The organism is Tumebacillus flagellatus (assembly GCF_000714935.1).
Lineage (GTDB): Bacteria > Bacillota > Bacilli > Tumebacillales > Tumebacillaceae > Tumebacillus > Tumebacillus flagellatus.
The window spans coordinates 62551-84719 of sequence record NZ_JMIR01000018.1 but is presented as its reverse complement, the minus strand read 5'-3'; the positions used below and the strand labels follow the sequence as shown (position 1 = coordinate 84719).

At 53.6% G+C, this 22169-nt stretch carries 26 protein-coding genes and 1 pseudogene; 23 read left to right on the top strand and 4 right to left on the bottom strand.

Going from position 1 to position 22169, the window contains the following annotated elements; all coding sequences use genetic code 11:
- The coding region (locus EL26_RS24595; protein ID WP_274518883.1) for a group II intron maturase-specific domain-containing protein at nt 1–489 on the top strand (489 nt) is incomplete at its 5' end.
- 177 nt (nt 490–666) lie between these two features.
- On the opposite strand, the gene EL26_RS25525 is transcribed toward EL26_RS24595, so the two are convergent.
- On the bottom strand, nt 667–816 hold the full coding sequence (locus tag EL26_RS25525) for a hypothetical protein (protein ID WP_161780725.1): 150 nt from the start codon (nt 814–816) through the stop codon (nt 667–669).
- 371 nt (nt 817–1187) lie between these two features.
- On the opposite strand from EL26_RS25525, the gene EL26_RS13065 reads away from it, so the two are divergent.
- From EL26_RS13065 to EL26_RS26695, 12 genes and pseudogenes are all read left to right on the top strand, one after another.
- Complete coding sequence (locus EL26_RS13065) at nt 1188–1652, top strand: hypothetical protein (RefSeq protein ID WP_038089483.1); 465 nt, start codon at nt 1188–1190, stop codon at nt 1650–1652.
- Nucleotides 1649–1918 (top strand): hypothetical protein, encoded by a 270-nt coding sequence (locus EL26_RS13060; RefSeq protein WP_038089480.1) that lies wholly within the window; start codon nt 1649–1651, stop codon nt 1916–1918. Before EL26_RS13065 ends, EL26_RS13060 begins: the two co-directional genes overlap by 4 nt.
- A 292-nt stretch (nt 1919–2210) precedes the next feature.
- On the top strand, nt 2211–2645 hold the full coding sequence (locus EL26_RS13055; protein WP_038089477.1) for an SRPBCC family protein: 435 nt from the start codon (nt 2211–2213) through the stop codon (nt 2643–2645).
- Nucleotides 2645–3226, top strand: a complete 582-nt coding sequence (locus EL26_RS13050) for a YdeI/OmpD-associated family protein (RefSeq protein ID WP_038089474.1) — start codon at nt 2645–2647, stop codon at nt 3224–3226. Before EL26_RS13055 ends, EL26_RS13050 begins: the two co-directional genes overlap by 1 nt.
- Nucleotides 3227–3350: 124 nt before the next feature.
- Nucleotides 3351–3590, top strand: a pseudogene (locus EL26_RS26710) (SWIM zinc finger family protein); the annotation flags it as partial.
- A 15-nt stretch (nt 3591–3605) separates the two neighbouring features.
- Nucleotides 3606–4889 carry a hypothetical protein gene (locus tag EL26_RS13045; protein ID WP_238546110.1) on the top strand — a complete coding sequence of 428 codons (1284 nt, stop codon included), beginning with the start codon at nt 3606–3608 and terminating at the stop codon, nt 4887–4889.
- Between the two features lie 272 nt (nt 4890–5161).
- Nucleotides 5162–7825: a DEAD/DEAH box helicase gene (locus EL26_RS13040; protein ID WP_238546109.1), complete on the top strand. Its 2664-nt coding sequence runs from the start codon at nt 5162–5164 to the stop codon at nt 7823–7825.
- A 14-nt stretch (nt 7826–7839) separates the two neighbouring features.
- Nucleotides 7840–8010: a hypothetical protein gene (locus EL26_RS25520; protein ID WP_161780723.1), complete on the top strand. Its 171-nt coding sequence runs from the start codon at nt 7840–7842 to the stop codon at nt 8008–8010.
- 44 nt (nt 8011–8054) lie between these two features.
- Nucleotides 8055–8186 carry a DNA cytosine methyltransferase gene (locus tag EL26_RS26705; protein WP_420802064.1) on the top strand — a complete coding sequence of 44 codons (132 nt, stop codon included), beginning with the start codon at nt 8055–8057 and terminating at the stop codon, nt 8184–8186.
- 232 nt (nt 8187–8418) lie between these two features.
- The gene (locus tag EL26_RS13035; RefSeq protein WP_081857183.1) at nt 8419–10176 is read left to right on the top strand and encodes a methyl-accepting chemotaxis protein; all 1758 of its coding nucleotides are present in this window, start codon (nt 8419–8421) and stop codon (nt 10174–10176) included.
- 210 nt (nt 10177–10386) lie between these two features.
- Nucleotides 10387–10497, top strand: a complete 111-nt coding sequence (locus tag EL26_RS26700; RefSeq protein ID WP_193789837.1) for an FDLD family class I lanthipeptide — start codon at nt 10387–10389, stop codon at nt 10495–10497.
- An 80-nt stretch (nt 10498–10577) separates the two neighbouring features.
- On the top strand, nt 10578–10694 hold the full coding sequence (locus EL26_RS26695) for an FDLD family class I lanthipeptide (protein WP_193789836.1): 117 nt from the start codon (nt 10578–10580) through the stop codon (nt 10692–10694).
- Nucleotides 10695–10761: 67 nt separating this feature from the next.
- On the opposite strand, the gene EL26_RS13030 is transcribed toward EL26_RS26695, so the two are convergent.
- Complete coding sequence (locus tag EL26_RS13030; RefSeq protein WP_038089466.1) at nt 10762–12024, bottom strand: MFS transporter; 1263 nt, start codon at nt 12022–12024, stop codon at nt 10762–10764.
- Between the two features lie 125 nt (nt 12025–12149).
- Between EL26_RS13030 and EL26_RS13025 the strand changes: the two genes are divergently transcribed.
- The 5 genes from EL26_RS13025 to EL26_RS13005 all read left to right on the top strand — a co-directional run bounded on the left by EL26_RS13025 (nt 12150) and on the right by EL26_RS13005 (nt 16601).
- Nucleotides 12150–12704 carry a helix-turn-helix domain-containing protein gene (locus tag EL26_RS13025; protein WP_038089463.1) on the top strand — a complete coding sequence of 185 codons (555 nt, stop codon included), beginning with the start codon at nt 12150–12152 and terminating at the stop codon, nt 12702–12704.
- Nucleotides 12705–12758: 54 nt separating this feature from the next.
- Nucleotides 12759–13499 (top strand): DUF695 domain-containing protein, encoded by a 741-nt coding sequence (locus tag EL26_RS13020; protein ID WP_038089460.1) that lies wholly within the window; start codon nt 12759–12761, stop codon nt 13497–13499.
- Nucleotides 13500–13555: 56 nt separating this feature from the next.
- A complete protein-coding gene (locus tag EL26_RS13015; protein ID WP_052036331.1) occupies nt 13556–14203 on the top strand; it encodes a DUF2306 domain-containing protein in 648 nt (215 codons plus the stop codon).
- Nucleotides 14200–15027: a DUF72 domain-containing protein gene (locus EL26_RS13010; RefSeq protein WP_038089457.1), complete on the top strand. Its 828-nt coding sequence runs from the start codon at nt 14200–14202 to the stop codon at nt 15025–15027. The genes EL26_RS13015 and EL26_RS13010 overlap by 4 nt, the downstream gene beginning before the upstream one ends.
- Nucleotides 15028–15311: 284 nt before the next feature.
- Nucleotides 15312–16601 (top strand): MDR family MFS transporter, encoded by a 1290-nt coding sequence (locus EL26_RS13005; protein WP_038089455.1) that lies wholly within the window; start codon nt 15312–15314, stop codon nt 16599–16601.
- Nucleotides 16602–16628: 27 nt separating this feature from the next.
- Here EL26_RS13005 and EL26_RS13000 read toward each other — a convergent pair whose 3' ends face one another.
- Nucleotides 16629–17138 (bottom strand): DUF6886 family protein, encoded by a 510-nt coding sequence (locus EL26_RS13000; protein ID WP_038089452.1) that lies wholly within the window; start codon nt 17136–17138, stop codon nt 16629–16631.
- 78 nt (nt 17139–17216) lie between these two features.
- Between EL26_RS13000 and EL26_RS12995 the strand changes: the two genes are divergently transcribed.
- The 5 genes from EL26_RS12995 to EL26_RS12980 all read left to right on the top strand — a co-directional run bounded on the left by EL26_RS12995 (nt 17217) and on the right by EL26_RS12980 (nt 20433).
- A complete protein-coding gene (locus EL26_RS12995; protein WP_038089449.1) occupies nt 17217–17681 on the top strand; it encodes a low molecular weight protein-tyrosine-phosphatase in 465 nt (154 codons plus the stop codon).
- A 90-nt stretch (nt 17682–17771) separates the two neighbouring features.
- Complete coding sequence (locus EL26_RS12990; protein ID WP_038089447.1) at nt 17772–18263, top strand: hypothetical protein; 492 nt, start codon at nt 17772–17774, stop codon at nt 18261–18263.
- A 2-nt stretch (nt 18264–18265) separates the two neighbouring features.
- Nucleotides 18266–18727 carry an SMI1/KNR4 family protein gene (locus EL26_RS12985; protein ID WP_052036330.1) on the top strand — a complete coding sequence of 154 codons (462 nt, stop codon included), beginning with the start codon at nt 18266–18268 and terminating at the stop codon, nt 18725–18727.
- Between the two features lie 128 nt (nt 18728–18855).
- Nucleotides 18856–19332 (top strand): hypothetical protein, encoded by a 477-nt coding sequence (locus tag EL26_RS24980; protein ID WP_152559263.1) that lies wholly within the window; start codon nt 18856–18858, stop codon nt 19330–19332.
- A gap of 78 nt (nt 19333–19410) precedes the next feature.
- Nucleotides 19411–20433 carry a LacI family DNA-binding transcriptional regulator gene (locus EL26_RS12980; RefSeq protein WP_038089445.1) on the top strand — a complete coding sequence of 341 codons (1023 nt, stop codon included), beginning with the start codon at nt 19411–19413 and terminating at the stop codon, nt 20431–20433.
- Between the two features lie 181 nt (nt 20434–20614).
- Here EL26_RS12980 and EL26_RS12975 read toward each other — a convergent pair whose 3' ends face one another.
- Nucleotides 20615–22102 (bottom strand): gluconokinase, encoded by a 1488-nt coding sequence (locus EL26_RS12975; protein WP_052036329.1) that lies wholly within the window; start codon nt 22100–22102, stop codon nt 20615–20617.
- Nucleotides 22103–22169 lie beyond the last annotated feature (67 nt).

The window sequence follows — 22169 nt, the reverse complement described above, 5'->3', positions numbered from 1 at the left end:
ACGCAGTTTGTAGAAAAACGGCTCAAACTAAAAGTGAACAAGGGGAAGAGTGCGGTAGACCGTCCTTGGAAACGTAAGTTTCTTGGCTTTTCCTTCACCCATCACAAAGACTCACGTCTTCGACTTGCTCCAAAAACCATCGAGCGATTCAAAGACAAAGTGCGGATTCTGACAAGCCGGAGCAAAAGTCAGTCCATGGAAAAGAGACTTCAAATGTTGAACACTTATCTTCAGGGATGGAGCAGGTACTTCAGGGTGGCAGAAACCAGAAGTACCTTCCAACCCTTGGACGAATGGACACGCAGAAGGCTCAGAATGTGTTTGTTGAAGCAATGGAAGAAGCCAAGGACGAAACGCCAAAATCTAATAAATCTTGGGATTTCGAAGGATTGGGCATCCCTCATTAGTGGTTCCCGTAAGGGAGCTTGGCGGCTCGCAAACTCACCTCAAATAAAAAAAGCCCTCGGTCTCGCCTACTGGCGGGCATAAGGGCTGAAAAGTTTAGTCGACCGATTTGATGCACTTCGTTCCACAACATGAACCGCCGTATACCGAACGGTACGTACGGTGGTGTGAGAGGACGGGGGTTAACCACCCCCTCCTACTCGATTNTATACCGAACGGTACGTACGGTGGTGTGAGAGGACGGGGGTTAACCACCCCCTCCTACTCGATTCTTCCCAACAAAGACTTCCCTTTCTCCGGCACATCCAGCTTAGAGGACATCTCCCGGAGCCATTTCTCATGCAACGCAAGCTTCCCCGATTCCAGATCGGCGAATACACCGCGCAACCACTCCTGCTTCGCCACGAGCACCGTTCGCTTAAACTCCCTCTCTAGAAGAGAAGGAACAGTAGCGGCAAAAATGACCTCACAGACCACATCTGCTCCTCAACGGTTGCGAGTACCGTCTCCATTACTACGAGCCGTACTCCCAATGGGCCATGGCATCGGCGTCATCTACCAGGGCGATGAAGGCGAGGGCGGCGGGGAGACCCGAGAATTCCTGGACAGGTGTGGAGATCATGTCGCGCATCCAAGTCAGCAGCGATGACCAGCTTGTGCAGGATCATGTTGTCGCCTTCTTAATCGGGAGGGCATTTTTTGTTTCATACCGGGGCGCATAACTAATTTCGTTAATTCTCATAACAAGGAAAACGGAAACGCACGAGTCAGGAGTCCTCAAAATGATCATCTCCTTCTACTTGGCCTTGAGTTGGTTCGTTGTCGGAATCTTATTCATGCTGCCCAAACGGGTGTCCATCCAACATCTCAGTTTCGTGTTTTTGTTTCTGAGCTTCGTGAATACAAACATCGCATACTTGCTTTCCGACCCCATTCATATGTACTTGCTAACAAGAGATGCTGCGCGGTACGTCTCCTTTTCGCTGTATCAAAGCTTCATCATCCCCGCTCTGTTGGCTCTCGTACTCAATGCCTCTTTACATCAAACCGATTTGCGCAAAAAAACAACGCTTCTTTTGATCTCTCTCTGCGTGGTAGGGGCTCTCGATTTCCTCTCCCGCTATTTGAATTTGATCACCTATACGGGGAGTTGGCAGTTGCCGGCACTGGTAGGGTACCGATTGATTTTGTTTTTTCTTACCCTTCTCGCAGTACAGGGCTTCGAAAGGATGTGCAGACAAAGATGAGCGGCTACATGCCCTTTGACGAAGGCGCATTCGATTTGAACGATTGTTTTTTGCTGGGATGCCTCGCTGTTTTCTATGGATTGATGTACGTGCTTCCGAAACGTTTTCCGCGATCTGTAACGTGTCTGTTGTTGCTTTTTAGCTCTACGGTGGCCTGCGTGCTCGACAATTCGATTGGCGGTCATATTTTCGACCTGTATGACATTATTGACGGGCCGACGTATACGATTATGGATTTTGTTGTGTATTTTTTTACGCTCCATTAGGCTATTTTTTTATCTATGTCTATGATCGATTCAGGGTCCGAGGAATCAGGATCATTTTTTAATTGCAGGTTGTTCCTTGGCTTCCGTTGCGTTTGAATGGGTCTGTGTGCGAGCGGGAGTTTTTCATTATAATAAAGGGTATAGGATCTACTATTCCTACTGCATCTACCTTCTTTCACAAACCGCCACCCTATTGTTTTACCGCCTCATTGCGGAAAAAAATAGCCGGTCGTAAAAGGGCGAATAGAAACGATACGAACTTGACCCCCGTTGGAAAGGCAGTGATTATCCCATGAACAACCTCACCAAATTCATCATCCGCAAGCCCGCGCACGAGGTTTTCGAAGCCTTCGTCGATCCGTCCAAGATCGCGAACTTCTGGTTCTCCTCCAGCTCCGCAAGATGGGAAGCGGGCAAGACGATCACTCTGCGCTACGAGGAATACAATGCCCAAGTAGACATCAAAATCCTGGAAGTCGATACCCATAAAAAGATCATCTTCCAGTGGGGCGCCGCAGAAGCGGGCAACGTCGTCACCATCACACTGACCGAGCAAGAGAACGAAAGCACCATCATCGAAGTCAAGGAAGAGGGCTTCACCGGCAGCGGAGACGAACTTCTCAACACCATGCTCGATAACAAAGAAGGCTGGGTCTACATGCTGTCCTGCTTGAAAGCCTACTTGGAATTCGGCGTCACCAATCTCCGAGCGGCACTTCTGAAATAATGGAAGAACTCGCCGGAATTCCGATTCTACTGTTTGCAACGCAAAGCGACTGGGAACTGTGGTTGGAGTCCCACCATGAACAACCCAAAGGAGTCTGGCTAAAACTAGCAAAAAAAGACTCCCCGCTCACCACCCTCTCCTACTCCGAAGCCCTCGAAGAAGCTCTCTGCTACGGCTGGATCGACGGGCAGAAAAAAGCATTCGACGCGGACGCGTGGTTGCAAAAGTTCACCCCAAGAAGACCCAAGAGCGTGTGGTCAAAGGTCAACGTCGAGAAAGTCGCGCAACTCCTCTCGTCCGGCCTGATGAAACCCAGCGGAATCAAGGAAGTCAACGCCGCCAAGGAGGACGGACGTTGGGACGCGGCCTACGAATCCCAACGCAACTTCACGATCCCCGAGGACTTTCAAACGGAACTTGCAAAAAATGACCGAGCCAGAGCGTTTTTTGAATCACTCAACCGCCAGAATCAATACTCCTTCTGCCACCGAATTCAAACCGCAAAAAAAGCAGAAACGAGACAAGCCCGAATCGACAAGTTCATCGAGATGCTCAACAGCAACCAAAAACTCTACCCGTAAAAGCGAGGAGCGCACGATTCCTCGCTTTTTTTGCGATCTGAATGGATTCGAAGTGTCACGACGCACTCTCTGCTATACTTATTGCTAATGAGTACCAGAGAATTCGTCAGAAGGAGCAAGCAGGATGTTCATGGTGGACATAGAGCATATCACAAACCACATTCGCCCTTATTTTACAAATACGATACTTAAGCGCGGTTGGAACTACTTTCTAGAGCGTGCGGTCAGGAACTTGACCCAAAAAGAAATGGGATACGAAGCCGTTGTGGTGGGGACGAATTCGTATCGTGTACGAATCAATCTTATGAACTTCTCCGCTAGTTCCTGTACATGTCCGTACGATGACTACTGCAAACATATGGCGGCGGTTATTTTTGAAGTGTTCGATTATGAGGGGCAACACCCCATCGAGTTTCTGCACCCGAACATGATACGCAAGGGAAATCAAGTTTCGAAACCGGCAAGCATCGGCCCGAAAGAGTCGGATTCAGTCGAGGAGTGGCATCAGTTTTTTCAGACGCAAGTGAACGAGAAGGGATTGCGAACCGCTACCTCCTTCGATTCACTGTACCTGCAAGGGAGAACAAAGCTTGACTCCTATTGCGAAACGTGGAACTCCACCACGCGTTGGATGTACCGCCTGCATGTGTGGTTGTTTTTGGTGAACCACATCGAGGAAAAGTACAGACGAGGAGACCTGTACTTTTATGACAGTTTTTCGTTTTACCGCCGGAGGTCGCAGGAGTGGTTTTCGGAACTCGTGGAGATCGTTTCACACTTGGACAGAGAAAAACTCCGCGACGAGTACGAACCTTTCGTGCTGAGCACGAAGGACTATCTGGTTCAAAACGCGTTTCACGATGAAGAAACGATCACCGATTGGTCGCTTGTCTACGGGTTTCTCTGGAATCGACTGCTCCTCGTTGGGGAGTGGATGCGTGAGGAGATGCAACGCTTGCGTGCAGAACTTCCCAAACCGCAGCTCTCAGCGTTTGGGCGTGATGGAGTAATCAAGGCACTGTTGTATTTTGAGATCCAATTTGGCCGCGACCAGCAAGCGATGGAACTGGCAAGCACGCTTCACGCTCCAGATTTGACGTGGTGTTTCCCGCACCTGCAAATGTTCTTAAACGATGAAGAGTGGAGCCGAATGGTTGCATGGCTCACCTGGCTGAAACCGCGAATTCAGTCGGCTACTCGTGATGTGCTGATGAGCTACCTCCAGTATTGGGAGATCGTCGGGCAGAACAACCCAGCCTATGACAACGACTGGGAGCAAACCCTCGTGGACTTGTTGCCTGACAGTGCTGTCAACTATGCCCGCTACCTGATGGAACGAGGAAAATTTCAGCAATGGGTGGACTTGCATCTCTTTACAGAAACGTCCCCGATGGAGTTGCACGCGGGTGATCTGAAGCAAGTCGAAGCGCAGGACCGCCGCCTGCTATTGCCGCTCTATCATCAAGCGGCGGAGAAGCACATTCTTGAAAAAAACCGCGACTCCTACAAGAGGGCGGTCAAGCTCTTGAAAAAACTGAAAACTCATTATAAAAAACTCAAAGAAGAGCGCCGTTGGGAGCGCTATATCGAAATCCTCAGCGTCACGTACAAGCGGTATCGTGCGTTCCAAGAAGAACTGGAGAAAGGAAAGTTACTCCCATGATGGCACAAAGCGTACTGGTGTTGCAGGGCACACGACTGACAACAGGAGAACTATTTCTCTTTGCAACAGATGAGACCGGACGTTCGTATCCCGCTCGGCGACTGAAGTCCCTTCTCTTCGCTTGGGATTCCCGCTCGTTTTACGGAACCCGAATTGAATCGGCACATCGGGAGGAACGTCCCGGACTCCTTCTCTCCCCCTATACGGCCGTTTCGTTTCTAACGACGCCACGCCCTTCGTTGCATGTATCGCTTCAGTGGGAGGAAGGGCTGATGAAGTTGCAACAGATCGCTCACGTGTACGTAACCGCCCTCTCGCAGGGGTGGTTTGTTCCTTCCTATGAATGCTGGAAATCAGGGCGCTTGGGATGGCAGTTGCGGTTGCCTTCTACGGGAGAGGCGGCTTCGCAGATTCCGGTACAGGAGAGTCTCAGGGAGGAGGTCTCCTATTGGAACGAATGGTTTGATCAGGTAGTCCTTGATCTCTCTCAACGAGAACCCGAAATAACGGCAGCTTTGCAGAGGGTGTTGGATGAAAACCCAATCTTGGACACGGTCTCGGCATCGCTTTCGAATGCTCAAGCGACGGAGTGGATGAAGGAAGAAGAGTGGCTTGTGCGGATTGGATGGAAGCGAGATGACGTTCCGTTTCGCTTGTCTGTGCAACTGATGGAACCCAACGCAGAACACGATCTCTGGCACTTGCGTTTTCTCGTGCAGGATCTGGAGAATCCAAGTCTGGTTGTGGAAACGGATCTGTTGGGAACTCCCGTCGAAGGAGACGTACCTGTTCATTGGCAGCCTTACTGGGTGCCTCGCACGAAGCAAGAAGTAACGAAACTCCTGCAGATCATCCCATGGCTCCAGTCAGAAGAGCGGGCGGAGCAACCCAAGGCGGAACTCGATGATGAACAAGCGTTAGCCTTCATGGAGCAGGAAAGCCCCAAATTGATGCAGGCGGGATGTTCCGTCCTCGTGCCTGCTTGGTGGGAAGAACTACGTTCTCGTACACCGCGTTTGAAAGCCAAGGTCAGATCGACCGTAGGTTCCTCCAAGCAGTCGTTGTTTGGATTGGATCAAATCGTGCAGTTTGACTGGCGTGTTGTGGTGGGGGACATGGAGCTGACGGAAGCGGAATTTGCCCGTATCGTGGCTGAGAAAAAGCGGTTGATCTCGATACGAGGACGCTGGATTCAACTGGATCAACAGTTTCTCAACCAAGTGATGTCGACCGCTCGCCGTGTACAGAAAAACAATGGACTCTCCTTGCGCGACGTGTTAGAACTGCACTGGCTGGGACTCCAACGGGAAGAAACACGGCAACTTGCGGACGAGGCTGCTGTGAAAGAGAGCGGCGATCCGGGAGATCAGTTGGCTGATTTGCAGATTGAGGTGGAGTTAAACTCCTATCTGCAAGCGTTCGTCCATCACTTGCAAGAGGTTTCGTCGATTCCGCGGATTTCACCGCCTGCGACGCTGCAAGCGAACTTGCGCGGTTATCAGTTGGAAGGGGTGTCATGGCTGCTGTTTTTGCGTCAATACGGTCTTGGCGGTTGTTTGGCGGATGATATGGGGCTTGGGAAGACCCTTCAATTCATTGCGTATCTGCTCGCTTCCAGAGAGAGGGGGACGACGGGGCCGTCCCTGCTGGTGTGTCCGACGTCTGTGCTAGGCAATTGGCAAAAAGAACTGCAGCGATTTGCTCCCTCGCTGCGGGTGTATGTCCACTATGGCTCCCCGCGTGCCAAAGAAGATTCTTTTTTGGAAACGGTAAGGGACGCTGATCTGGTTATCACCTCTTATACGCTTGCCCATCTGGATCAAGAAGACTTGGAAAGAGTCAAGTGGGATGCGATTTGCCTCGATGAAGCGCAAACGATTAAAAATACCCATACGAAGCACCGGAAGGCGCTTCGTCAATTGGAAGCCAATCATCGAATCGCGTTGACAGGGACACCGATTGAGAACCGATTGACCGAGTTGTGGTCGATCCTGGATTTTCTGAATCCTGGGTATCTCGGCAGCCTGTCAGCGTTTACGAAATCGTACGTCAACCCGATTGAAAAGAACAACGACACGCAACGGATTGCACAGATTCAGATGCTGATTCGTCCGTTTTTGTTGCGCAGGGTGAAAAAAGACCCCGCCATCCAGTTGGATCTGCCGGAGAAGAATGAGATGAAGACGTATGTTTCGTTAACGGTGGAACAAGGGGCGTTGTATGAACATGTCGTGCAGGAGCTGTTTGAAAAGCTGCAAACGGCGGAAGGCATGGCGAAAAAAGGACTGATCTTAGGCGCGTTGACGAAGCTCAAACAAATCTGTGATCATCCGACGTTGCTGTTGAAGGAGGAAATCACTTCGAATGCCGAGCAGCGTTCCAACAAAGTGGTTCGCTTGTTGGAGCTTGTGGAGGAAGTACGCAGTGAGGGTGACAAATGCCTCATTTTTACACAATACGTAGAGATGGGGAACCTGTTGCAACAGATGCTGGAGCGGAAATTGCGCGAGCCGGTGTTGTTTTTGCATGGAGGTATCCCGAAGGCGAAGCGGGATCGGCTCGTGGATCAGTTTCAAGAGTCGTCGACCGAGAAGAACGCTGCGTCCGCCGGGGTTTTTATCCTCTCGCTAAAAGCAGGAGGAACCGGATTGAACTTGACCGCCGCCAACCATGTGTTTCATTTTGATCGCTGGTGGAACCCTGCCGTCGAGGATCAAGCGACAGACCGCGCCTTTCGGATCGGGCAGACGAGAGACGTGCAAGTGCACAAATTCGTGACGCTTGGGACGCTGGAAGAGCGGATTGATGAGATGATCGAACGCAAGCAAGGTCTGAGCAAGCAAATTGTAGGCAGCGGTGAGAATTGGATTACCGAGATGTCGAATCAAGAACTGAGAGACATTTTTGCATTGCGCAAAGAGTGGATCGGAACGTGAGGGGGTAGGTGACGGTGGGGAAAATTGTGGAGCAGGAAAAGACAAAGCCGAAACAGCAACGGAAAAAACGTGAACATCGCGCAGATGATTCAAACGTCGAGCGGAACGCAGATTTTCAAAAGCAAGGGATGACGCATAGCTGGCAAGGGTTTTATGCACAGGTGAGAATAACGGTGAGGGAGTAAGCGCGATTGGGTGGAGTATCGCCTTGTAGAAAGGTTAGGAAGGTATGCGAATGACTAGACCAAAAGCAATAGACCTATCTGGTGCTGGAGGGATGTCTTTGGGGTTTGAACCAGCTGGTTACGATGTCGTCGCAGCCGTTGAGATTGACCCGATTCAGGCGGCTGTTCATGAATAGCTTCCCAGAAACTTTGGCGTTCCTCAAGATCGAAATAGGTTTTTGGTTTTGTGCTCATTAGACCCCCCACCCAATTCTCCAACTGTAAGAAACTTCCAGTCGACAAAAACTGACATGGATTGGTATATTTAAGATAAATTGAAGCTCTCTATAGTTTGTACTACTTAGTCAGTCAACCACATGTTTACTCTCCGATCGTTCAGGACCGGGGAGGAAGAGGGGGCAGAATCGGTTGGGAGTTACGAAAGCAGCCAAGGGATCAATCAGAAAGACGCGCCTTGCGACCAAGATGACGCTCTTAGGAAGCATCATGGTGGCATTCAGCCTGGTCTCGGGCGGGGTCTCCTATTTCATGAACTCGAAATCCAGCAAGATCATTGAGGAAATGAACGCCACGGACTTGAAATTCCAGCAAAACGTCCAAGACGCGTACGTGCATTTTCTCACGCTGGATGACAACTCGATTTTCTTGGTCGGGCTCGGCGTCGGGGAGAATCGGTTCGGGGATCAGAAACTGGTCGATCAAACCATCCAAGCCTACAAAGACGCGGAAGTGGCGATGAACACCGCTCTGGGGAACTTGAACAAAATCACGCTGACCCCTGCCGAACGAGAGCACGTGAACAAAGCCATACACGACGTCAACGAGTACCTGAAGATCATACACAAAGCCCAAGACAACAACACCAACCATCACGAGGACGCGCAACGGGCTGTCTACGAAGGGGAAGCAGTTCCCTTTTTCGCCTTCGAAGACGACTTGAAAGCGCTCAGGCAAGACGCTGAGAAACGAATTACAGAACATACAATCCAAAGCGTAAACCTCGACCACACGCAGTTTTTATGGGTGAACATCATCTCCATCCTGTCGGCCCTGATCGGAATCGCCGCCATCATTTTGGTGAGAGTTTCCACCAAACCCTTGCAGTCGATCGTCGACGTGGTGCAAAAAGTTTCGCAAGGCGATCTGACGGTCAAACCCGTCAAACTGAAAGCCAACGATGACATCGGCCAACTGGGAGCGAGCGTCAACACCATGATCGACTCTCTGCGCACGGTCATTACCAGCGTCGAAGAAACCTCTTCGCAGATGGCGGCCTCCGCCGAACAGCTGACCGCCAGCGCGGAACAGTCGTCACAAGCTGCCGAACATACCGCCGTCACCATGCAAGAGTTGGCGGAAGGAACGGACAAGCAAGTCCAAAGCACCGATGAAACCGATCACATCGTCCGCGCTCTGGCTGCCGGCGCCTCGCAGATCGCAGCCCGCTCCGAGACGGTTTCGCAAACGGCACAGCGCGCGTCGCGTGCCGCAGAGGAAGGCAACCGGTCGATTCACAAGACGGTGGAGCAAATGAAGTCCATCAGCCAGTCGGTCAACGGGTCGTCCGCGATCATCGAAAACCTGGAGACGCACGCGCAAAACATCGGGGAGATCGTCTCGACCATCGAAGGCATCGCCGCCCAGACCAACCTGTTGGCGCTGAACGCCGCCATCGAAGCCGCGCGGGCGGGCGAGCATGGACGCGGATTCGCCGTCGTCTCGAATGAAGTTCGCAAACTCGCCGAGCAGTCGACGCAATCGGCGCATGAGATCGGCGAGACGATCCACACCATCCTCGCCGAAATCCAAGATGCGGTCGCTTCCATGAAACTCGGCACGGAAGAAGTGTCGCGCGGGTTGGAAGTTGTGCATGACGCGGGGCTTTCGTTCGATCAGATTCAAAACGAGATCCGCGAAGTCTCGCGGCAAATCGCGGAAGTCACGAGTTCGGTGCAACAGATGTCCGCAGGCGCGCAACAAGCGGCGTCCTCCGTCGAACTGATCAAGGAAGTCACCGACACGACCGCTTCCGCCACGCAGTCGGTCTCCGCTTCCAGTGAGGAACAACTAGCTTCGATGGAGGAAATCACCTCCTCCGCCATCGCGTTGACCGAGATGGCCGAAGAATTGGATGCGCTGATCAAAAAGTTCAAAGTGCGAGCGTAAAACGGAAAAGCCAGTCACTCGACCCGAGTGATTGGCTTTTTTTGTAGAGTTGCAGTTGTATTCGGATAATTTCGAAAAATTATTACTTGACACTTATTCTGCATCATGTTATATATTAATCATGAAGTAATGTTTTGAGTTGAAAGTTCAGTGAAAGATCCAACACGTTGTATGCAATCCACAAATCAAAAGAAATGAGGTGGGATTGAGATGGAAGCGATGTTCGATCTGGATGTACAAGTAGCGCAATCTCCCACGGAAGCGGTAGAGGTAGAGCTCATTTCGGGTTTCCGTTGCCCGCCGGACACTTCCTTGTGCTAGTCAGAACCTGATACCGACTCACGTACCGAAACATTCTTGCCTTTAGCAATCCACAAAATCAAAAGAAATGAGGGATTGAGATGGAAACGATGTTCGATCTGGACGTACAGGTAGCGCAAACCTCGCAGGAATCGGTAGAGGTGGAGCGCCTTACGGGCCCCTGGTGCCTGACGGAAGTTTGCACGGACGTCTGCTAGTCCGAACCTGATCCCGGAACGCATACAGAAAGCCCTTCCAATCGGAAGGGCTTTCGTCTATTCGTCCTTACATCGCTTGTTGCACCGCGACATCCTTGCCTTTGCGAATCCGCAACACAAACCCTGCCGCCGTCACGCACAGCACGCCGGCCACCACGAAGACAAACGTATAACTCCCGAGCACCGTATGCAGCAATCCGCCGCCAAACGCCGCCGTCGCAGCCCCCAGCTGATGCGACGCCGACACCCAGCCGTACACGACGCCGCTCTGCGCGCCGAACGCTTTGTTGCAAAGCTTTACCGTCGGCGGAACCGTCGCGATCCAATCGAGCCCGTAAAAAACCACAAACACCGACATGCTGAGGAAGTTCGAATCCAACGCATACGGCAAAAACACCAAGGACAACCCGCGCAGACCGTAATACCAAAACAACAGCCGCCGCGAGTCCGCCCGGTCGGAAAGCCAACCGGAGAACGTCGTCCCGATCAGATCGAAGATCCCCATCACCGCCAACATGCTCGCAGCGGTCACTTCCGGAATCCCGTGATCCATGCACGCCGGGATCAGATGCGTTCCGATCAAACCGTTCGTCGACAGTCCGCATACGAAAAAACTCCCCGCAAGCAACCAGAAATCCTTCGACCGAAACCCCAGTTTCAATCCGCCAAACGCAACCCGGAACGGATTCTTCACAGAAGGTTTCGCCATTTCTTCCTGCGGCTCCGTTTGTCCGTACGGCAGCACGCCCGCGTCACTCGGCTTCTCCCGCATGAACACCAGCGCGAACACAACCCCGATCAAAGCCGCAATCGACGTCAGCCAAACCGTCCACTGCCAGTTCACGTCTGTCGCCAACTTCGCCAGCAACGGTAAAAAAACCAACTGTCCCGTCGCCCCGCTCGCCGTCAGAATCCCGATCACGAGCCCGCGGCGTTCTCGAAACCACCGGTTCGTCACGACCGCTCCGAGCACGTTGCTCGTAAACCCCGTCCCGATCCCGATGATCACGCCCCACAGCAGCGTAAATTCCCAAGTAGTCTGCATCCAAGCAGACAACCCCGTGCCAACTGCCAAGAGCAACAGCGACAACACCATCAGCCGCTTGATCCCGTATTTCTCCATCAAAGCAGCCGCAAACGGCCCGCACAACCCGTACAACGCCAAGTTGATCGCGAGCGGGAATGTCGTCGCCGTGCGCTCCCAGCCGAATTGCGTCTCAAGCGGCACCATCAGCACGCCGGGCGTTGAACGAATGCCCGCCGAGACCAACAGCGTCAAAAACGTAACGCCTGCGACGATCCAGCCATAGTGAATCCGCCGTGTTGCCATCCTGTTTTTTCCTCGCCCTCTTTGTATGCTATACTTGAACAAAATGTACGCCTTAACGTATGGAACTGTACGTTATGATTATACAATGCGGTCGTTATCCAGCACAACAAAAAGGTGTGAATGGCATGGAAAACATAAACGTCACCCTCGCGCAAAACCTCAAACTCCTCCGTGACGAGCGCAAACTCAGCCTCGACAAGCTCGCGGAGCTGACCGGCGTCAGCAAGACGATGCTCGGGCAAATCGAACGGGGAGAGTCCAACCCGACGATCAACACGGTGTGGAAGATCGCCAACGGGTTGAAGGTCACGTTCACGACCCTGATCAACGGCCCGCAGCCCGATACGGTCGTCGTCACCAAAAGCGAAGTCCACCCCTTGTTGGAGGACAACGGGCGGTACCGGCTGTATCCGGTTTTTCCGATAGAAGACGGCAGGCGGTTCGAGATGTATGCGGTGGAGATTGAGAAGGGCGGGTACTTGAGCGCCGAAGCGCATTCGGACGGGACGCAGGAGTTTATCACGGTGTATGACGGAGAGCTGACCATTCGCGTCAACAACGAGGAGTACACCGTCGCAGCGGGCGATTCGATCCGCATGCGGGCCGACCGCCCGCATGTCTACCACAACTCCGGCGACGGCATCGCCCGCCTCAGTATGGTGGTTGCGTATTCGAAGTAACGGCCGAACTCTACGTGAGCAATCCTAGACACGCACCAATAAAGGAGGCACCACATGTCCAACCAATGGGAATCGTACTTCACCCGCGTCGGCGAGAATCTCGCATCGGTGCGGATCGACCTGACATTCACCAATCCGGAGTTTCGTCCGGATTTCCTCAATACGCTGCTCTACGTCTGGGTCAAACTGCAAGCGCCCAATGAGAACGGGCTGACGACGGATGAAGAAGCACAGCGGCTCTTGGTGATGGAAGACAAATTGATCGAATTTCTCGGCGCAGAGTACGGCGGCGTTCCCGTCGGAGTCGTGACCACGGACGGACGTCGGGAATTTTACTTCTACGGCGAATCGGGGGATGATCTGCACAACGAACTGAAGCCGGTCTTGGGGGAGTTCCCCGACTACGCCTTCCAATTCGGGCACAAATCCGACCCGCAGTGGGAGCATTACTTCGGCTTCCTCTTCCCTTCGCCGACCGAATTCCAATGGATGCAAGACGTCAAGATCGTCACGCAACTGGAGGAACAGGGCGATCCGCTCACACCGCGCCCGGTGCAACATTGGTTGTACTTCCGCACCGCAGAAGGCCGCGAAGCAGTAAAAAACCAACTGGCCGCGCAGGGGTTCACCATCGAAGAAGAATCCGAGCATGAACAGGCGTTTGTCCTCTCCGTCACCCGAATCGACGCGGTCGACCTCGGTTCGATCCATAACGTGACGGCGCCGCTTACCATGCTCGCGTTGGAAAACGACGGGGAGTACGACGGTTGGGAGACGATGGTCGTCCAAAAATAAGTGGGAATCCAGTATAATAGAGGGCGTGCTTGATCACAGAATCGGGAGGAATCCTTGTGAGGGCCCGTCGCTTTTTTGTCGCGTTCTTTCTTTTTTTGGCGTCTACGTGGACGCTGCATACGGTTACCAACAACCTGATCGTCGACCCGCAACTGGTGAAGTTTCTCCAGCACAAGCATCTCGCCGCCGATTTCAACCGCGAGTTGTGGCTTGTGTTCGTGCGCTGTCATATCGTGACCGCCTGCCTCGTGATCGTGACGGGCGTGCTCGGTTTTTCCGGCAAACTCTTGCGCAAAAGTAAAAACTTCCACCGCCGCAACGGGCAATTGTACATGCTCTCCGTCTTGATCAGTTCCTTCACTTCGCTCTACTTGATCAAGGACGCGACCGGCGGCTCGCTCGTTTCGCTGTCGTTTTTCGTGCTGGAAGTGCTCTGGCTCACAGCCACATGGCAAGCGTACCGCGCGATTCGTCGCAAGGACATCGCCCGCCACCGCATCTGGATGATCCGCAGTTTGTCGCTGGCGTTCTCGAACACGACGATCCACCTCTACACGTTGCTGCTGAACTCGGTGTTCGGTGTGGAATACACGCTTGCGTATACGATTGCCGCGTGGGCGAGTTGGACGGTGAACGTGTGCATCGCGGAATTGCTGGTGCGCAACAAACTGTACGTCCCGGAATCAAAGGGTGTGCCCGCATGATTCGCATCGGTCTGACCGGCTGGAACGGTCATCGCGGGATGGAAGGGTTGCAGGCGTACAGCGCACGCTTTCCGATCGTCGAAGTGGACAGTTCGTTTTACGCTGTGCAGCCTGTTCGGAATTATGAAAAATGGGTCCGCAGCACGCCCGACGATTTCGGGTTCGTGATCAAAGCGTACCAAGGCATGACCGGACACCAGCGCGGCGACGTGCCGTTTGCGAGCAAGCGCGAGATGTTTGCGGCGTTTCTCAATTCCATTGCGCCGGTGCGGGAAGCGGGGAAGTGCAAGATGGTGCTGTTTCAGTATCCGCCGTGGTTTGACTGCACCCGTCCGCACGTCGACGTCTTGCGCTACACCAAGGAGAAGATGGGCGACCTCCCGCTTGCGCTCGAATTCCGCCATCAATCGTGGTTTCAGCCCGAGATGCAGGAGCGGACGCTCGCGTTCATGGAGCAGGAGGGCTGGATTCACAGCATCGTGGACGAGCCGCAGGTCAACCCCGGCTCGGTGCCGATCGTCCTGCACCCGACCGACGCCAAGTTGACGTTGATCCGCTTCCACGGCCGCAACCGGGAAGCGTGGCTCGAACCCAGCGGCGAGAACTGGCGGGAGAAGCGGTATCTCTACCGCTACAGCGAAGAGGAGTTGGCGCGCTGGGCGGAACGCATCCGCGAGTTGCAGACGGGCACGGCGGAAATCTGCGTGATTTTCAACAACAACTCCGGCGGCGATGCGGCTGCCAATGCCTTGCAATTGGCGGAGCTCCTCGGCGTGGAGTACAAGGGGGAGCCCCCGGGGCAGATCAGTTTTTTCGATCTGTAGGGATGGAAGTCTAAATTTTACAACTTTTTACACGTCTCTTGCAGGCGGACACTTCCACATGTTACACTACTCCTACAAATCTTGGAAGGCCGTCTAGGGATCCGACGAAGCTGCTTCGTTAGCTTCGGATCGAACCAAGCGACGCAGGCGCACGTTGCGGTGCGCTACACCGTAGGGATAAAAGACCTCGGAAAGTTCCAACGCTCGGGACTTTGCGTGGTCTTTTTGTTATGGCCATCATTGTCCACCATACACGTACAGCTGGTGAAAGGTGGAGATACACAATGGGGATTCGTTCTTTGCACCGCAACCTCAAAATCCGCATGTTCGATTCGTTTTTGTCGATGATGCTGGGCAACATGCTGTTTCCGTTCATGACGATTTATTTCGCCGAGCAGTTCGGGAGCAAGACGGCAGGGCTTCTGCTGATGCTCAACATCGCGCTCGGCGTTGTCGCCAACTTCTGCGGCGGGTATCTCGCGGATTTGTATGGCCGCCGAACTCTCATGCTGGCGGGCGAGAGTTTGCGGTTGACCGCGTTCGTCGGGATGATGGCCGCAAACTCGCCTTGGTTGAACTCTCCGGTGCTCACGTTCGTGATGTTTGTGATCACCGGCCTCTGTTGGGGCTTGTCCGGTCCCGCGATGGACGCGATGATGGTCGACGTCTCCACGCCTGAGAACCGCAAGCTCGTCTACTCCGTCCAGTATTGGAGCGTCAATTTCTCGGTGATGCTCGGGGGCGTGATCGGGGGGTTTTTCTTCCAGAGCTATCGGTTTGAGCTGTTTGTTGCGGTTTGCGTCGCGCAGATGGTGTCGGTGCTGTTGTTGGTGTTTTTTATAGAAGAAACGCATCGAGGGACGCATGCGTCCTGTGTGCGGAAGGAAAAAAGCAGCGGTGCCGTCCGCGAGATGCTCGGCAACTACGGGAAGGTGTTTGCAGACCGCCGTTTCATGCTCTACGTGCTGGCATCGTTGTTGATGATGTCGGTGGAGTTTATGAACAACTCCTACACCGGCGTTCGGCTCTCTCGTGAGTTCGGGGTGCAGAGCGTGTTCGGTCTGCCGCTCGACGGGGTGAAGATGTTCGGGATGCTCAGTTCGGAGAACTCGCTGTTCGTGGTCTTGCTGACGGCGTTCGTCACCGTCTGGTTGAAGAAGCGTCGCGAGCAACCTCTGCTCATCCTTGGCGTGCTGCTCTACACCGCAGGATATGCAATGCAGGCGTGGAGCAACCAGCCGCTGGTGCTGTTCCTCTGCATGGGGGTCGCCGTCTGCGGGGAACTGCTCTGGGTGCCGATCAAGCAGTCGATGATGGCAGACCTCGCGCCGGAGGAAAACCGCAGCGCATACATGGCGGTCAACGGGCTGGTGTTCCGGGGCGCAAGCATCCTCGGGTCGCTCGCCGTCACGGTCGGCGCGTTTCTGCCGTCGTGGACGATGGCGATTCTGTTCGGTCTCTGCGGGTTGGCGGCGTTGAACTTGCTGTTGCGCGTGCGGAATCAGCGAGTGAGCGTTCGGCATGAACGTACGGAGACACAGACACAAGCGAATGCGAAAGAGGGTCTCGCCTAAATCGAGGCCCTCTTTTTTTCTATTTTTTTATCGCGGTATGGCGTTGCGCATGCGAATCATGGAGAAGTGCAACGACGACTGCACCAGCGCGTCGTGTAGTGGCCAGAGCGTCGGGGTGATGCGAAGTTCGACGCCCGCTTCCACCAGCCGGGTCAGCAGGTCGCCGACCGGCTCCACTTTCACAGGCGTCACCGCCTCCCGCGACGTGAAGTAGCCCGCGCCGTGGTCTTCCAGCGCGAACGTCTCTTCCGGCAAGTGGTACACATACAACTTGGTCTTGCGAAGCGTCTCCAACCACCGCCCTTCCACGGCGATCATCATCCGCGTCTCGTCACTGCCTAGGAACCGTCGCACATCCTCTTCCGTGCTTCCCTCCAACTTCCACGCACACACCCTCGGACAATCCCTTGGAAAAAAATAAATCGGCGCGCGCCCTTCATCAATCGCCCACACCACCGGCGGCTTTCCCGGATGGGACGGGTGCAGTCTCGGTTCAAAGCGCTGAATGCCCGGCTCCTCGCTGAAATGATACAGCATGCACAACCCTCCTGACTTGCAAATGGATGTAGATATACTATCATGGAACTAGTAAATTTTGTATTCGGGGGAATGAACATGATCCGCGTTTTGTTTTTGTGTCTCGGCAACATCTGCCGTTCGCCGATGGGTGAAGCGGTGTTTCGTCATCTCGTCCAGCAAGAGGGCTTGGAGCGGGAGATTTCCGTGGACTCGGCGGGAACGGGCGGCTGGCATGCAGGAGAGCGCCCGCACAAAGGGACGCTGGAAATCCTGACCCGCTACCAGATTCCGCACGACTGGATGCGCGCGCGGCAACTGACGAAGCGCGACCTCAGCGAGTTTGATTACATCGTTGCGATGGACGCCGACAACTTGAAAAACCTCCAGCGCCTCGGCACGCTCAAACCGGGCCAAGCGTTCCGCCTCCTCGACTTGGTGTCCGACCACCCGGACGGCAACGTGCCCGACCCGTGGTACACGGGGGACTTCGACGAGACGTACGACCTCGTCACCCGCGGCTGCCTCGCGCTCTTGGAGAAGATTCGCAAGGAGAGGCTGTAACGCGGTGATCACGCGTCATCAATTGCCTTCATCATGCAATCTTCCCAGTATGTTGACCTCCTGAGAAAACGGAGAAGGAGTTGTGGGTACATGCTATATGTTTTAGAGCCGGAAGTCGCAGGGGGATTTGGGGAGCACACCAAAATCCTCGAACATGGGGATGAGGTGTTACAGGCGAAGCATATCTTGCACTTACATTACGAATTTGAAGGTTGGTTAGGGGATGAACTGCTCACTACACACCCTTGCTATCTCGTGACTGAACGAGTGGCGGATTTCATCCAATCCAGTGGTTGTACGGGTGTGGAATTTGGCAAGGTTCAAATCTCGATGTCCGAAACCTTTTTGGAGCTGAAGCCCGGTGTTACCTTGCCGTCTTTTAAGAGACTCCTTCCTTTAGGGAGTGTCGTATTGGACGGAGATCGTTATACAAATTGGTCAGGACATGATGTGTCAAGTAATGAAAAAAGTGAACTGGTTGTTACGGACAAAGTTCTGAAGGTACTGCAACCTTATATCTCCAATGATTGCATCGTCACTGCTTTACAGCCTATGGACAATAGACAAGGACTGAAGAGGTAACTATGGCTGACTATTCCCATTTTAGCCGGTATATCGTTGAGAACCCAACAGATCACAAAAATATCCAAGAAATGAAACACGTATTATTTCAGATTTCGGTTGATGAAATTGCTGATAATGAACGGCGTTTGGGCAGATCGTTTCCGGAACAGTTGCGAGAGTTCTATCACAAGATTGGCTATGGATTTCTATGTCAACTAGATTCAACAAGATTCAATCGGATTATGGATCCATATTCTGTTGTTGACTTCATGCTTGGAGAAGATATCTATGAGTTTGACGAAGACCGAGAACTTTACGATCTGGATCATGAAGTTGTATTTTTCCAAATCGTAGAAGGGTGCTATCTCACAATCCGTCCAGACGGGTGCATTTACTACTTTGGTAAGAAAATAGCGGATTCCCTGGAAAAGTTCCTGAAGAAAATGGATGAACAGACCGACTATTACTTGAGCGGCAACTGACCTCTCGTTACCCAAGGCTGCCACTTGCACTTGGAGAAGATGCGCAAGGAACAGCTCAGAAAACCCGCAGTGAGGAGGCAGCAAGTGGCTGATTTTTCATTTACTGAAATGACAAGGAGCTGGAATCGGTGCTTTTTTTGCTAAAACCTGAGGTAGCAGGAGGATTTGGGGAGAACACTCAGATTCGTAAGCCGGATGATGAACCCTTGGTATCAAAACATGTTGTGCACCTTCATTATGAGTTTGAAGGCTGGTTGGGGGATGAGTTGCTTACTTCACATCCATGTTATATCGTGACAGACAGAGTGTCCGAATTGCTTAAACGAAGTGGATGTACAGGTTTGCATTTCGAGACAGTAGAAGTTTCGACTTCTGAAATGTTTTTGGAATTGGAACCAAATGTCACACTTCCGTCTTTTAAACGAATGATTCCTTTGGGGAGTATAGTTTTGGAAGGTGATACTTTTGAGGACTGGTCGGGGCATGATTTTTCGATGAATGAAAGATGCAGACTGGTTGTTTCTGAAAAGGCATTGGAGGTTTTACAGCCCTACATCAAAAACTATTGCGTAATAATACCACTTACACCAAAGTTGAAAAACTGATCCATGCACAAAGGTAAGTGGTTTTCTTGCATCAATGATTCATCTATGGGAAGATGAATCATGAGGTGTTGTACCTACATGTCAGAGAAAAAAGTAACCATCAAAGACGTAGCCCGCGAAGCAGGCGTTTCCATCGCCACGGTTTCGCGGTATCTCAATAACAGTTACTCCTCGATGAGCGAGGAAACGAAAATCCGCATCCAAGACGTGATCCAGAGACTCAACTACCACCCGAACATCATGGCGCAAGCGCTCAAAGGCCAGAGCCGCACCATCGCGGTGGTCGTCGTGAATATGAGCTACCCGTTTTGCGTCTCGGTGATCCGCTCGATCTCCGAAGTGCTCGACGAAGCGGGGTATTCGCTGCTGGTCTGCGAGACGGGAGAGAACGCGGAGAAGGAACTGACCCTGATCCGCTCGCTGGTCGCACGGGGCGTCGACGGCATCATCTTGCAGACGAACGGGCAGAACAACGACTTGCTCCAAGAGCTCGCAGAGACGATGCCGATCGTGCTCGTCGACCGCCACTTCGACATCACCGGGGTCAAAAACGTCATCACCAACAACGAGGAAGCGTCGTACCAGTTGACGGAGGCGCTGTTCAAGGAAGGGTATCGGCGTATCTTTTTCATCTCGGAGGAGTTGAACGGGCTCAGTACGAGAACACAACGCTACGCTGGGTATCAGCAAGCGTGTGCAAAGCGCGGTGTAGAGCCGGCGGTCTGCTGGATGGAGCGCCGGAAGACGGATACGTGTCAGGCAGTCCTCAACCTATTGAAGCAGGAATCGGGGGAGCAGCCGTTTGCGGTGTACACGGCGAACGGATTGCTGATGATGGAACTGTATCCGTTGCTGCAAGGGCTGTCCCTGCGCGTGCCGGAGCAGATGGGCGTCGCGACGTTCGACGAGCCGGATTGGGCGAACATCACGCAGCCTCGGATGACCTGCGTTCGCCAGCCGACGCACGAGATCGGGCAACTTGCGGCGAATACGGTGTTGGAGCGGTTGCGAGGGGACATCAAACCGCATCTGCAACCGTCCGTGCAGATGATTCCGTCTGTGCTGGTGCTGGCACCCGCGACAGAACGGACCGCCAAATAAAAAAAGCCGACGTGCAGAAGCGAGGACTGCTTCAACACACGTCGGTTTTTTGTCACGTATGGAAGTGACATAGTGAATCACAAAGCCGACGCATAGAAGCGAGGTCTGCTTCTAAGAAGGTCGGCTATTTATATCAAGTGTTGATGACGTCAGACCTTTAGTGGCATTCGATGGACAAGTTTTACTCGTTGAGGAACAGCGCGTATCTCTTGAACACCTCAAGTTTCTCGCGATAGTACGCCTGCATCTCCACTCGCGGATACGTCACGTTCTGCTCGCTTTCGCTCTGCGGTACAGCATCCTCGAAGCTCTTCACCCCGGCAGCGATCTCCGCCAGCAGAACCGCCCCGACCGCCGAAGCGTCGCCGTTTTGACTTTCATACACAGGCAGTCCGAAGATGTCCGCCACCAGTTGGCGCACCCATGCAACTTCGAGCAGTTTTCCCGACGCCATCACTTGTTTCGGTTGACCGGTCATCTGGAAGAGGCTCGTCGCGATCCAGTACGCGTTCAGCAACACACCTTCCACAACAGCCCGCAACAGATGCAACCCCGTATGCCCGCGATCCACTCCGATCCACGCGGCTTTGGCTTCCGGTGCCCACAGCGGCGCCCGCTCGCCCGCCACATACGGCAAACAGATCAAGCCGTCCGTTTCCACGTTGCCGGCTTCCAACAACTTCGCACTCAATTCCTCCGGCTGCCACTGCACGCCGATCCCCGCGAGAATCTGCGCGTACAGAGTCTCCACCGAAATCCCGCCCGAGTTGCTCGGCCCGCCGAGCACGAACCGCTCGCCGTCCAACGCGTAACAAAACGACCGCGTCTCCACATCTGTCTGCGGGTGATGAGACGTCACGCGCACGGCGCAACTCGTCCCGACCGTGAGCACCAGCGTATCGGGTTTCACCGCCCCGACGCCGAGATTCGCCAGCACGCCGTCCGTGGACCCCACGTTGAACAGCACGCTCTCTTCAAAACCCAATCCCCGCAACGCCGCACTCGCTCCCGCAACCTTGCAAGTCGTCGTCGGAACCACTGCGCTCAACTGCTCCTCCGACACTCCCGCAAACGCCAGCGCTTCCGGCTCCCAACCTCCGTGCGCGAAATTGTACAGCCCCGTCGCGCCCGCCATCGACGCGTCGACGACCCACTCGCCGAACCATTGGTGCCAAATCCATTCCTTGATCGAGACGAACTTATGCACTGACTTCACCCAGTCCGGTCTCTCCAAAGACCAGCGGCGAAGTTTCGTGATCGGCGACATCGGATGCACCGGCGTCCCGGTGACGGCGTAGATGTTTTTCCCAAGCACCGATTCCCAGAGGTCGGTCGCCGCATGCTTGGCGCGTGTATCCATCCACGTGATCGCGTTCGACAACGGGTTTCCCGCCGCATCGACCGCCAACACACTGTGCATCGCCGCGCTGAACCCGACGCGGCGAACTTCCCAGTTCCCGGCGCGAAGCTCTTCCAAAACTTCCTCCATCACGCCCATCAACGCAGCCATAACCGCCGTTACATCCTGCTCAGCGGCTCCCTCCTCCGGTTGCAACAAGTCCAATCGCTGTCCGCGCTGGGTCAACAGCGACCCGTTCTCATCCAAGGCGATCACTTTGACCGAAGTTGTCCCGATATCAAGGCCCAGCGAGCAAACGTTTCTCTCCATGTTCTATCTCTCCCATCACGAGGATAGGGCGCTGACTCCCGAGAGAGACAGCACCCTATTGGCCCAT